The 12,236-nt window shown below is 64.3% G+C and carries 9 protein-coding genes; 4 read left to right on the top strand and 5 right to left on the bottom strand.

What is annotated here, in order from left to right:
- The first annotated feature begins 20 nt into the window (after positions 1-20).
- Both HLH25_RS15080 and HLH25_RS15075 read left to right on the top strand, forming a co-directional pair.
- The gene (locus HLH25_RS15080) at positions 21-1,643 is read left to right on the top strand and encodes an ABC-F family ATP-binding cassette domain-containing protein (protein WP_182974852.1); all 1,623 of its coding nucleotides are present in this window, start codon (positions 21-23) and stop codon (positions 1,641-1,643) included.
- Between the two features lie 21 nt (positions 1,644-1,664).
- Entirely contained in the window at positions 1,665-2,081 is a 417-nt protein-coding gene (locus HLH25_RS15075; protein WP_182974851.1) for a hypothetical protein, read from the top strand.
- A gap of 123 nt (positions 2,082-2,204) precedes the next feature.
- On the opposite strand, the gene HLH25_RS15070 is transcribed toward HLH25_RS15075, so the two are convergent.
- Positions 2,205-4,574, bottom strand: a complete 2,370-nt coding sequence (locus HLH25_RS15070) for a TonB-dependent receptor (protein WP_182974850.1) — start codon at positions 4,572-4,574, stop codon at positions 2,205-2,207.
- 281 nt (positions 4,575-4,855) lie between these two features.
- On the opposite strand from HLH25_RS15070, the gene HLH25_RS15065 reads away from it, so the two are divergent.
- Positions 4,856-5,731, top strand: coding sequence for a peptidylprolyl isomerase (locus tag HLH25_RS15065; RefSeq protein ID WP_246402521.1), 876 nt, complete (start codon positions 4,856-4,858; stop codon positions 5,729-5,731).
- A gap of 96 nt (positions 5,732-5,827) precedes the next feature.
- On the opposite strand, the gene HLH25_RS15060 is transcribed toward HLH25_RS15065, so the two are convergent.
- From HLH25_RS15060 to gluQRS, 3 genes are all read right to left on the bottom strand, one after another.
- Positions 5,828-7,042, bottom strand: coding sequence for a pyridoxal phosphate-dependent aminotransferase (locus HLH25_RS15060; protein WP_182974849.1), 1,215 nt, complete (start codon positions 7,040-7,042; stop codon positions 5,828-5,830).
- 11 nt (positions 7,043-7,053) lie between these two features.
- The gene (locus HLH25_RS15055) at positions 7,054-8,256 is read right to left on the bottom strand and encodes a pyridoxal phosphate-dependent aminotransferase (protein ID WP_182974848.1); all 1,203 of its coding nucleotides are present in this window, start codon (positions 8,254-8,256) and stop codon (positions 7,054-7,056) included.
- Between the two features lie 122 nt (positions 8,257-8,378).
- Positions 8,379-9,299 carry a tRNA glutamyl-Q(34) synthetase GluQRS gene (gluQRS, locus tag HLH25_RS15050; RefSeq protein ID WP_182974847.1) on the bottom strand — a complete coding sequence of 307 codons (921 nt, stop codon included), beginning with the start codon at positions 9,297-9,299 and terminating at the stop codon, positions 8,379-8,381.
- A gap of 177 nt (positions 9,300-9,476) precedes the next feature.
- Between gluQRS and HLH25_RS15045 the strand changes: the two genes are divergently transcribed.
- Positions 9,477-10,046 (top strand): HNH endonuclease, encoded by a 570-nt coding sequence (locus HLH25_RS15045; protein WP_182974846.1) that lies wholly within the window; start codon positions 9,477-9,479, stop codon positions 10,044-10,046.
- 179 nt (positions 10,047-10,225) lie between these two features.
- Here the strand turns inward: HLH25_RS15045 and HLH25_RS15040 are convergent, their stop codons facing one another.
- On the bottom strand, positions 10,226-12,031 hold the full coding sequence (locus HLH25_RS15040) for a HAMP domain-containing methyl-accepting chemotaxis protein (RefSeq protein WP_246402518.1): 1,806 nt from the start codon (positions 12,029-12,031) through the stop codon (positions 10,226-10,228).
- Between the last annotated feature and the right edge of the window lie 205 nt (positions 12,032-12,236).

Genomic DNA, 12,236 nt, shown 5'->3' with positions numbered 1-12,236 from the left:
CCTTCGGCATCTGAGGCCCCATGATCCGTCTCGACACTATCAGCAAGCATAACGGCCATCGCGTCATCTTCATCGAGGCGTCGGCGTCGCTGCAAAAAGGGGAGAAGATCGGGCTGGTCGGGCCGAACGGCGCGGGCAAGACGACGCTGTTCCGCCTGATCACCGGCCAGGAAGAACCCGACGAAGGCCAGGTCCTGACCGACCGCGGCGTTTCGGTCGGCTTCTTCAACCAGGATGTCGGCGAGATGTCGGGCCGCAGCGCGGCCGCCGAGGTCATGAACGGCGCCGGCCCGGTGGCCGAGATCGGGGCGGAACTGGCCGAACTGGAAACCGCGATGGCCGACCCGGAGCGGTTCGACGAACTGGATGCCATTCTCGAACGGTTCGGCGAGGTCCAGGCCCGTTTCGAGGAACTGGGCGGCTACGCGCTGGAAGGCCGCGCGCGCGAAGTCCTGCACGGGCTGGGTTTCAGCCAGGAGATGATGGACGGCGACGTGGGCCGCCTGTCGGGCGGGTGGAAGATGCGCGTGGCCCTGGCCCGCATCCTGCTGATGAAGCCGGACGTGATGCTGCTCGACGAACCGAGCAACCATCTCGACCTGGAAAGCCTGATCTGGCTGGAGCAGTTCCTCGCCGGCTATGACGGCGCCCTGCTGATGACCTCGCACGACCGCGCCTTCATGAACCGGATCATCAACAAGGTGATCGAGATCGACGGCGGCACGCTGACCAGCTTCTCGGGCGATTACGAGTTCTACGAGCAGCAGCGCGCCATGAACGAAAAGCAGCAGCAGGCGCAGTTCGACCGCCAGCAGGCCATGCTGGCAAAGGAAGTCGCCTTCATCGAACGCTTCAAGGCCCGCGCCTCCCACGCCGCGCAGGTGCAGAGCCGGGTGAAGAAACTCGACAAGATCGACCGGGTCGAGCCCCCCAAGCGCCGCCAGACCCTCTCCTTCACCTTTCCGCAGGCCCCGCGCTCGGGCGACGCGGTCGTCAATCTGCGCGGCGTGGACAAATCATACGGCAGCCGGGTGATCTACAAGGATCTCGACCTGCTGATCCGCCGGCAGGAGCGCTGCTGCGTGCTCGGCGTCAACGGCGCCGGCAAATCCACCCTGCTGAAACTGGTAACCGGCACCACCGAGCCCGATGCCGGCACGGTCACGCTCGGCGGCAGCGTCAAGATGGGCTATTTCGCCCAGCACGCCATGGATCTGCTCGACGGCGGCCGGACCATCTTCGAAACCCTGAACGACGCCTTCCCCCTCGCCCCCCAGGGCTCGCTCCGGGCACTGGCCGGCGGCTTCGGCTTTTCGGGCGACGATATCGACAAGGTCTGCCGCGTGCTCTCCGGTGGCGAAAAGGCCCGGCTGGTCCTGGCCCTGATGCTGTACGACCCGCCGAACTTCCTGGTGCTCGACGAGCCGACCAACCATCTCGACATCGCGACCAAGGAAATGCTGATCACCGCCCTGGCCGATTACGACGGCACGATGCTGTTCGTCTCCCACGACCGGCATTTCCTCGCCGCCCTGTCCAACCGCGTCCTGGAACTGACACCGGAAGGGCTCCACCGTTATGATGGCGGCTATACCGAATATGTCGCCCGCACCGGCCGCGAGGCACCCGGCCTGCATGCCTGAGCGGCCGCGTGCCGTAACGGGATGCTGCTCTTCATCCTCGCGCTCATGTCGATATCGAACGTGGAAGCCCAACAATCTTTAAGATACGAACCTTCCGTAGTCAGCCTACATGGTTCAATACAGCGCGTTCCCTGTGTCGAGCCCGACAGCCAGCATGTCTCCATCCAATGCCAGACCCTGCGATTGACGATCAGCCGCCCGGTCGATATCGGCCACGGCGTCGAAATCGATACGCCGGTCACCAATCAACGGCATTTCGACATCGTGCTTGAACGGGATTCCATTGTGGCCGGCGATACCGGCGCGCAAGCCCGGACAGCATTGTCAGGGCTGGTGGACAAACCGGTAAAGGCCATCGGGTCGCTGACATACACCCCCACAGCCGGAACCACGATCGTTCGTTTCGTGGTCAAGGATATCGAGAGGGACAACCGCTAGGAATACGGCTGCTTTTCCCCGGCCAGGACCGCGGCTGGCCCATGCCGGGAAGCATGTTTCAGCGCCCCATCCGCCTCCCGGTCCGCCATCCGCCTATGGCACACCGGGAAGCCGAACCGGCGATCAGAACTCCGCCGACAGGGTGAAGTGATACACACGCGGCAGCCCCGCATACAGGCTCGATGCGGCACCCGACGTCCCACTCGGCGCACCGGTATAAACCGACGCCCAATACCGTTCGTTGGTCACGTTGCTGACGCCGAACCGCGCAACCCACGGAAAGCGGGCAACATGGAAGGCATAGCGCGTACCCAGTTCCAGCGTCGTGTACGACCCGGTATGGAGCGTATTGGTCACGTTGGCCGCGCGGTTGCCCATGTAATGGACACCGGCATTGAACGCCCAGCCCGACGCGAAGGCGCCCCACCGCGCCGGCAGGCGATAATCCAGCAGCAGGCTGGCCTGCAACGGCGCCGCGCCGACGATCTCCTTGTCGTTATAGGCGGCGGTTTTACTCCCCACCAGTTCCGCATCCAGCCAGGTCATACCGGCAAGAACGGAAAGGTTCGGCAGAACCTCGCCCGAAACCTGGGCTTCCACACCATAATTGCGCTGCGTGCCGCCATAAGTATAAGTCTGGCAGGTCCTGCCGCCCGCGCACGTACCATTCGCCGCCGCAACATACATCGCATAAGGCGACGTCATGCGGAAACCAGCAACGTTAAGCTGCATTTTCTGATAACGCAGCTTATAGCCGACCTCATATTCCTCAGCATGCGCAATCGGCAATGCGATGTTCGTATTGGTATAATACTGGCTGTTCGGCGTCACCGGCCCCGCCTCGACCGACCGCCCATAGGTGAAATAGAAGGTCTGGTTGTCGGTCGGTTTGTACATCAGGCTGGTCGTCGGGCTAAAGGCCGCGTTGGCCGAAAAGGTTTTCCGCAGCGCACTGCTGGCATTCAGCGCACCCTTCTGGTCAAGCCAGCTCCAGGCGAGCGTCCCCATGATCGACCAGTGTTTATCAATCGTCAGCGTGTCTCCAACGATAAAGGACTGGCTGACGATGCTGCTGGATTTGTAGCGCCCCTCATAATAAGGCTGCCTGCCGTTGGTGGGCGCGTCCCCATACATATTGTATGTGCCAAGGCTCTGCGCGGGCGTCACCCCCCTGACAGGATTGTAGTTCCCCATCATGTAGCCATTGGTGCCGATCACCAGATCATGCCTGACCGGGCCGGTGTAAACACGGCCGTTGAAATACGCCATGTTGCTGCCAACACGGAAGTCGTTGGCCGTCGTGGTCGCCGTGGCGCGCGAGGAATAGAACCCATCCGTCCCCCCGGTCGCGGTCAGCGTATCGCTGACCCCGAAGGACTGCCGCATGGCGTCCTGGTAAAGCCCGCCCAGCGTAAAGCTCCAGTCATCGTTGATCTGGTGCCGGACCTTGGCCAGGAACGTATTGGTCTCCATGTTATAGCCGCTCCATCCCGGCGCCAGACGCCTGCCCAGATCCGGCGCTTCGGGCAATTGCCCGCCGATACCGGTCGGATTGGCGGCAGTACCGGCCGGAATACCAAAGCCGGGGGCGAGGCCACGCGCGACGTAGGTATAATGGCTGGCATCGAGTTCGATCACCGTCCTGTCATCCAGATGGATATCGAAATCCGCGCTGACCATCTCACGCCGGATCGCGCTTCCCGACGCATAGCCCGTGCCATCGGCATGCAGCATGTTCAGGCGGTAGCCGAACCAGCCATTCCGGCCGACGCGCCCGGAGATATCGCCATTGACGATCGGCGTGCCGATGGAATCCGCACCGACCGAAAGCCGCTCCGTCCGCCGGTCGGTCGGGCGCTTGAGCGTATATTCAAAGACGCCAGCCGGATTCTCCGGCCCATACATCGCCCCCGCCAGCCCGTTGAGGACTTGCAGGTTATCGACCCATTCCGCCGGATAAGGCGTGGTGGAAACCACGTTCAGCCCGTCGAGGCGCGAGTTCGCCACCACATCGGCCTCGAACCCGCGCGACTGCGGGCGAGACGTATTGGGGTCCCCCCGGATCTCCAACTGCACCGAAGGCAGGTACTGCGCCATGTCATTGATGTTGCGGATCTGCTGGTTGACCACGACGTCATGCGGAACGCCCATGATGGAATAAGGCGTATCCAGCGTGTCCCGATTACCCAGCGGCCCGAGATAGACGGTCTTGTTCATATATTTGGCGGCCGTGCCATCCGCCGCATGATGGCCAAGGACGGTGACCGTCTCACCGTTGGAACCATCCAGTATCCCGGCAATGGGGGCCGCTCCGGCCGGGACTTTCGCAGCCCGCGTTCCGGCGGCGCGCGCCTTGGCCGGCTCCGTCTTGCCGGGGGCATGGCTACCGGTCTTGCCCTGCGTGGAAACAGTCGGCGCGGCCAGCGCCGAAGTGGTCAATAGAAAGGCGCCAAATGTTCCGGCGATGAAAAAGGGAGAAAAGCGATGATGCATGGATCTGGCGCGCCCGGATGATGAACAGAGACCGTAAGTTGTGTCTTTGTTGCCACCCCCAATCCGGCCCTGTCTATATACGACCGTATATAGGTCCATATACGATGAAATATAATCACAGACTGTTGCCGGAATCATACAGGTGCGACGCGGCAAGGCCGCCCGTCGAATGCACCCACTCCGGCAACCATTCGACCGATCGAAGACGATCCGCAACAGACGCGGCAATCCTCCGTTTTCCTGCTTGCCGTCATCCTTTCGCAGCAGGCATGATCGTCTTCATGCGCCGTTTCCTGCCAATCCCTGCCCTGCTCCTGCCGAATATCGCCGCCGCAGCGCCAAACCCCACCCCCGCCGAGATCGTGGCCCACGCCCCGGATGCCGCCTGGGCGGATGTCCCGCCGGACCGGCTGCTGGTCATGACACTGGCCGACGGCGCGCAGGTGACGATCGAACTCGCCCCCCAGTTCGCACCGGTCCACACCGGCAATATCGTGCGCCAGGCCCGCGCCCACGGATGGGACGGCGGCGCGATCGTCCGCGTGCAGGACAATTACGTCGTGCAATGGACCACCCGCGACGGAAAGGCCAAGCCACCCGCAGGCTTCGTCGCCCATCCGCCTGCGGAATATGATCGCGCGCGTCAGGATATCGCCATTCGTCCGCTCGGCTTTCCCGATCCCTACGCGCCGTCGTCCGGCTTCTGGTCAGGGTGGCCCGTCGCCGCCGAGGGCGACCGCGTCTGGCTTCCCCATTGCTACGGCATGGTCGGCGCTGGCCGCGACATGCCCCCCGATACCGGCGACGGGCAGGAACTGTACGCCGTCAACAGCGAAGCCCCCCGCCAGCTCGACCGCAATCTCGCCGTCGTAGGGCGCGTTCTCACCGGCATGGAGCATTTCGGCGCCTTGCCGCGCGGCACGGCCGCCCTGGGCTTTTACGCCAGAAAGGATCAGAACGTCGCAATCCGGAGCATCTCGCTCGCCGCCGACCTGCCCCGCGCCAGTCAGCCGCATCTTCAGGTCATGCGCACCGACAGCCCCACATTCACGGAATACCTGAACGCCCGCGCCAACCGCACGGACCCGTTCTTCGTCCGTCCCGCCAACGGTGTCGCGTTGTGCAACGTGCCGGTGCCCGTGCGGCCAAAGCCGTAAGGCCGTATTCGTTCTTTTTTGAAAAAAAGAACCAAAAAACTTTTATTCGTTCTGGGACTTTTTGCTGGGGGCAGCGAATATCCCTGAACGCTTAGCCTAGCGCAGGCCATCTACGAAATCAGCGATCCTGGCGCAGGCTTCGCGCAGCACGTCGTCACTCGTGGCGCAGGAAAGCCGCAGGTAAGGGCCGAGCCCGAACGCACTGCCATGCACACAGGCCACATGCTGTTCTTCCAGCAGCGCACGGGCAAAATCCTCGTCCGTCCGCACCTCCTGCCCGCCCCGGCTGGTCCGCCCCAGGCAACCGGCAATGCCGGGATAGGCATAGAACGCCCCCTGCGGCATGGCGCAGGTCACACCGGGAATGGCCCGCAAGGCTTCCACCACCATCGTACGGCGCCGCGCATAGGTATCGCGCATCTCCCCGATCAGCGATGCCGGCCCGTCCAGCGCCGCCGCAGCAGCAGCCTGCGCGATCGAACAGATGCCCGAGGTCGCATTGCCCTGAATCCGCGTCATCATGCGGATCAGCCGCTCCGGACCACCCGCATAACCCACGCGCCAGCCGGTCATGGCATAGGATTTGGAAACCCCGTTCACCGTCAGGATACGCGACGCCAGATCCGGCGCCACAGCCGCCAGCGCATGATGCCGCGCCCCGTCGAAAACCAGATGTTCATAGATCTCGTCGGAAAGAATCCACGCCTGCGGGTACCGGCGCAGCACCTCGGCGACGGCTTCCAGATCCGCCAGCCCCATCACCGCGCCGGTCGGATTGCTGGGAAAGTTCAGCACCACCCAGCGCGTGCGCGACGACATCGCCGCCTCCAGCGCCGGCGCGGTCAGCCGAAACCCGTCTTCCTCGCGGCATTCGGCCACCACCGGCACCCCGCCGAACAGCCGCGCCGCAAGCGGATAGCTGACCCAGTACGGCGCCGGGATCACCACCTCGTCGCCTGCATCGATCGTCGCCATGAAGGCGTTGAAGATCACCTGCTTGCCGCCGTTGGAGACCATGATCTCCGACAGCTTGTAATCCAGCCCGTTCTCACGCGCGAATTTGCGCGCGATCGCCGCCTTCAGCGCCGGCGTGCCATCGACGGGCGGATATTTCGTCTGCCCGTCGAGCGCCGCCCGATGCGCGGCCTCGATCACCGCGCGCGGGGTCGCGAAATCCGGCTCGCCCAGCGCCAGCGACAGCACCTGATGCCCCTCGGCCCGCAACGCCCGCGCCCGCACCGCCATGGCGATGGTGGCAGGCGATTCCAGCCGCCCGGTGCGGGCGGCAAAGCCGGGTTCATCCACGATCATCGCACGCCCCCTCAGCGCAGACCGGCGCAGAAGCGCTGAATGCGCGCACAGGCCTCGCGCAGGCTCTCGGTGTCGGTGGCATAGGAAATGCGGAAATGCCCGGCGAACATGAAGGCCGCGCCATGCACCGCCGCCACGCCCTCTTCCTCCAGCAGCGCGGTGACGAAATCCTCGTCATTGCCGATGGTGCGCCCGCCGGCACTCACCTTCCCCAGACAGCCTTCGATCGACGGAAAGACATAGAACGCCCCCTCCGGCCGATGGCAGCGCAGCCCCTTGGCTTGATTAAGCATCCCCACCACCAGGTCGCGCCGGTCCTGATAAGCCCGCACCATCTCGCCGATAAACTCTTGCGGGCCGGAAAGGGCCTCCACCGCCGCCGCCTGGCTGATCGAGCAGGTGCCGGAGGTCGACTGGCTCTGCAACTTGTTCATCGCCTTGGTCAGCACCGCCGGCGCGCCCGAAAAACCGATGCGCCAGCCGGTCATGGCATAGGCTTTCGACACCCCGTTCATCGTCACGGTGCGGTCGCGCAGCTTCGGCTCCACCTGCACGATGGTCGCGGGCACGAAGCCGTCATAAACCAGCTTGTCATAGATATCGTCGGTAAAGATCCACACATCCGGGTGCCGCAGCAGCACATCGCAGATCGGCCGCAGATCCTCGGCCGAATAGGCCGCCCCCGTCGGGTTGCAGGGCGAATTGAGGAAGAACCACTTGGTCCGGGGCGTGATCGCGGCCTCCAGATCCTCGGCCCGCAGCTTGAAGCCGGTCTCCTCCGGGCACGGCACGATCACCGGCACCCCGTCGGCCAGCGCCACGATGTCGGGGTACGACACCCAGCACGGCGCGGGGATGACCGCCTCGTCCCCCGGATTCAGGGTCGCGACCATCGCGTTGTAGATCACCTGCTTGCCGCCGGTGGAAACGATGATCTCGTCGGCCGAGTAATCCAGCCCGGAATCGATGCGGAACCGTTCGGCCACCGCCCGGCGCAGCGCCAGGGTCCCGGCCACGTCGGTATATTTGGTCTGGCCCTCGGCGATCGCACGGATCGCCGCGTCCTTGATGTTCTGCGGCGTGTCGAAATCGGGCTCGCCGGCCGACAGGCTGATAATATCCTGTCCAGCCGCCTTCAAGGCGCGCGCCTTGGTCGAAATGGCGATGGTCTGGCTGGGGCTGACCTTGTTCAGACGGGCGGCGATAAGATCCATGACACCAAGTCCACAGTAACGGGGAAACCAGTAACGGGGGAACGCGCCGGCACCACAGACGGCCCGGCGGGCGCACACCGTAATGCGAAGTGCCGGCCGAGGAAACCGCCCATCGCCACAGATCAGGCCGGCAGGGCCGCTTTTCCCATCGCGGCGTCGCGCACGGCCCGCGCATCATACCCCGCCGCCCGCAGCGCCCGCAGGGTCTGTGCCCGGTCGCGCTTGGCCAGCCGGCGGCCCGCGTCATCCAGCAGCAGCGGATGATGGACATAATCCGGCGCCGGCCAGCCCATCAGCACCTGCAACAGCCGATGCACCGATGTCGCGGGGCGCAGGTCCTCGCCCCGCGTCACCAGGCTGACCCCCTGCAACGCATCGTCATGCGTCACGCACAGATGATAGGACGCCGGGCAATCCTTGCGCGCCAGCACCACATCGCCAAACGGCGCGACCGGCGCCGACACCATCCGCCGCTCCCCCCCGACCCATTCCCGCCAGTTCATCACGTCGCCGCCCGCCTCGGCGGTCGCCCGCGCCATGTCCAGCCGCAGCACATGCGGCACCCCGGCCGCGATGCGTTCGGCCCGCTCCGCCGCCGACAGGCCGCGACAGGTGCCGCCATAGGCCAGCGTGCCGTCGGGGGCATGATGCGGCGCATGGGCGGCCTCGGCGGCCTCCCGCCTGATATCGGCGCGGGTGCAGAAACAGGGATAGAGCAGTCCGCGCCCCGCCAGTTCATCCAGCACGCCCCGATAATCCGCCATATGATCGGACTGCCGGCGAACCGCCCCATCCGGCACGATGCCCAGCCAGGCAAGATCCTCCACGATCGCCGCCTCGAACGCCTCGCGGCAACGGCCGGGATCGATATCCTCGATCCGGAACAGGAAGCGCCCGCCCGAATCGCAGGCCGCATGCCACGCCACCAGCGCGGCAGCGGCATGCCCCAGATGCAGAAAACCGGTCGGGCTGGGCGCAAAGCGCGTCGCCCACCCACGACCATCCTGCGGATTTCCATCCTGAAAACAGCAGGATGCCGTCATGCCTTCACATCCTCTCGCGCGCCACCATGCCGCATAACCGGCACGAATCCCCCGCTCTCCCTTGCGGAAACACCGAATATTTGCGATATGGATTGAAGGTTCTCAACGGCGCATATCATTCGGCGTTCCGATTTTGAGTAACAACGCCTGATGATGGTGTGGCGGCATCGCGAAAGGATGCGCCCCTTGCTTGCTGGCAGTCCACATTATCCGGCCCTGGTCCTGAATGCTGATTTCAGGCCACTTTCCTATTTCCCGCTCTCGCTCTGGTCATGGCAGGATGCCATCAAGGCCGTATTCCTCGACCGGGTCTCGGTCCTCAGCGAATATGATGAGGAAGTCCGCTCCCCCAGCCGGTCGCTTCGACTACCCAGCGTCATCGCCCTGAAGGATTACATCCCGACCGCGCGCCGACCGGCCTTTACCCGTTTCAATGTCTTCCTGCGCGACAATTTCGCCTGCCAATATTGTCTCGACCGCCTGCCGACCCACGACCTGACGTTCGATCACGTCGTTCCCCGCTGCAAGGGCGGCCGCACCACCTGGGAAAACGTCGTCACCGCCTGTAGCCCCTGCAACCTGATGAAGGGCTCGCGGATGCCGCACGAACTCCATATGTATCCGCGCCGCACTCCCGCCCAGCCCTCAACCTGGGAACTCCAGGAAAACGGCCGTTCCTTCCCGCCCAACTACCTGCATGAAAGCTGGCGGGACTATCTCTACTGGGACAGCGAACTGGATACCTGAGAAAGGCTGCCAGCAAAGTCACCGTGCCGCCGATCCAGCGCGCATGTCCTCTCGCCCGGCAGGCCGATTTTGCAAACGGTCTCGAAGACCGGCCGAAAACGCGCGTGGGCAGCCCACTCGCTCCCCAGCCCACGTTTCGATCAGCCTCCGAGAGAGAGCGCGAGCGAACGCGCCCCCTCCTAGCCCCCGCTTATCGCGATCACCCGAGACGCATTCTCCCTTCCCCCCGGCAGCCGGAATTTTTCCACCAGCCCGCTGAGCCTGCGCCCTTCGGCGGCCAACTGCCGGGAGGTTCCGTTGAATGTCTCGGCAACGGCCGTATTCTGCTGGGTTGTCTGGTCCAGCGCCCCCATGGCGGCGTTGATTTCCGACAGGCTCGATGACTGCTCCTTCGCCGCTACGGCGATGGCATCCAGATGCTGCCCCATCTGGTCGATGAAATCGGAAATCGTCCGCAGCGTCCCGCTGCAATCCTTGACCCGGCTGGCCCCTTCCTTCACGTCGGCGGCGGTCGCGCGGATCACGCCGCGCACATCCCGCGCGGCGTCGGCGCTTTTCTGCGCCAGCATGCGCACTTCGCTGGCCACCACGGTAAAGCCCCTGCCGGCCTCCCCCGCCCTGGCCGCCTCGACGCTGGCATTCAGCGCCAGGATATTGGTCTGGAAGGCAATCCCGTCGATCATGTCGACGATCGCGGCAATCTTCTCCGATCCCTGCTCGATCCGCCGCATCGCCTCTTCCGTCTCCAGCGTAACGGTGCTCGACGTCGCGGCCGACCGGCGGGCCCGCGTCCCGATCTCGCGGGCCATCTCCGAGCGTTCCGCCGTATCCGCCACGCTCCGGGCAATCTCCGCCACGGCCGTATTCGTCTCCTCCAGCGTGGCAGCCTGGTGCTCGGTGCGCCGTGCCAGCGTCTCCGCGCCGCCCGCCAGCCCATGCGTGCCGTCGCTGATCACGCGAACGGCGCCCGACATATGGCCGAACGCCGCGCCAAGCTGCGCCAGCGACCGGTTGAAATCGCGACGCAGGGATTCGAATTCCGCCGAAAACGGCGTAGCGATCTGAAAGGAAAGGTCGCCGCCCGCCATCCGCCTCAACCCGTCGGCCAACGCGCTGGTCGCCTGAAGCAACCGTTCCCGCGCCTCGGCTTCCGCCCGCTCCTGAATGGCCACGCGCTCAGCCTCCGCACGGCGGCGCTGGCCCTCCGCATCCCGCTCCAGCGCCTGCTTCGCGATGGCCGCAACACGAAAGACCTCAAGCGAACGGGAAATCGCGCCGATCTCGTCCCGCCGGCCGGCCATGGGAAAGACCAGATCAGTCTCTCCCGCCGCCAGCCGGGTAATGGAAGCATTGATCCGCTGAAGCGGCCGCAGGATCTTGTACAGAACCACGAGAATAGCCGCCAGCATCACGACGAACAGCACGGCATAGGCCGCATAAACCCAACGAACCGTCGTCCTGTAGGCGGCCTCCGACTCAACACCATAGGACGCAGCATCCCCGATGCTGCCATCAAGGAACGAGGTCAGGGTCTCCGAGACCGTTTCCTCGGCATCGACCAGCCCCTGGCTGGCCGTCACCACCGCATGGGCATGGTCCTGGGAAACCGACCAGTCCTTGAACGTATCGTCGTGCAGGTCTTTGTACTGATACCACTGCTCCTGAATATTATGGAACAGCGCCTGCTCCCGATCGGTCGTAATAAACGGCACATACCGGTCGATAGCATGGGCGATCCTGTCGGACGCCGCGTCGCTTTCGCCGGCAAGCGTCTTGAAATCACCCTGCGACGCCACGGTAAGCTGGCGGATCTCGATACCCCGGAAATTCTGGATCTCGGTGCGAAGGGTCGAAAGCGCCTTGATGCTGGCCAGCGACCGGTTGGTAATGTCCTCGACCCGCCCGTTGACGTAAGTCAGCCCCCGTATCGAAAACAGTCCCGAAACGATACAGGAAAGAACGATAAAAAACAGAACAATACTCAACGATCCTTTGATGCCGGGCGATCGCACAAGCCATCCTTTCGCTCTCTCGCGCCACCACAGCAGGCGATGGGCGCGCGACCCTACAATCGAACCCCCACCCGAATTATTAAGTTTATATGTACTTTTCCGCCGCACCGTCGGCGGCACGCCACCTAATTTCCTGGCAAACCCCGATACGCCGCCCTATCATCCCGCCCCATGCGCG

Origin of the sequence: Gluconacetobacter dulcium, assembly GCF_014174165.1 — a bacterium.
Lineage (GTDB): Bacteria > Pseudomonadota > Alphaproteobacteria > Acetobacterales > Acetobacteraceae > Gluconacetobacter > Gluconacetobacter dulcium.
This window is presented reverse-complemented; position numbering and strand designations above follow the sequence as displayed.

What these genes read in the sequence shown, in the direction of transcription:
- HLH25_RS15080 (WP_182974852.1), top strand. Translation starts at nt 21, where the DNA reads ATGATCCGTCTCGACACTATCAGCAAGCATAACGGCCATCGCGTCATC.
- HLH25_RS15075 (WP_182974851.1), top strand. Translation starts at nt 1,665, where the DNA reads ATGCTGCTCTTCATCCTCGCGCTCATGTCGATATCGAACGTGGAAGCC.
- HLH25_RS15070 (WP_182974850.1), bottom strand. Translation starts at nt 4,574, where the DNA reads ATGCATCATCGCTTTTCTCCCTTTTTCATCGCCGGAACATTTGGCGCC.
- HLH25_RS15065 (WP_246402521.1), top strand. Translation starts at nt 4,856, where the DNA reads ATGCGCCGTTTCCTGCCAATCCCTGCCCTGCTCCTGCCGAATATCGCC.
- HLH25_RS15060 (WP_182974849.1), bottom strand. Translation starts at nt 7,042, where the DNA reads ATGATCGTGGATGAACCCGGCTTTGCCGCCCGCACCGGGCGGCTGGAA.
- HLH25_RS15055 (WP_182974848.1), bottom strand. Translation starts at nt 8,256, where the DNA reads ATGGATCTTATCGCCGCCCGTCTGAACAAGGTCAGCCCCAGCCAGACC.
- gluQRS (WP_182974847.1), bottom strand. Translation starts at nt 9,299, where the DNA reads ATGACGGCATCCTGCTGTTTTCAGGATGGAAATCCGCAGGATGGTCGT.
- HLH25_RS15045 (WP_182974846.1), top strand. Translation starts at nt 9,477, where the DNA reads ATGCGCCCCTTGCTTGCTGGCAGTCCACATTATCCGGCCCTGGTCCTG.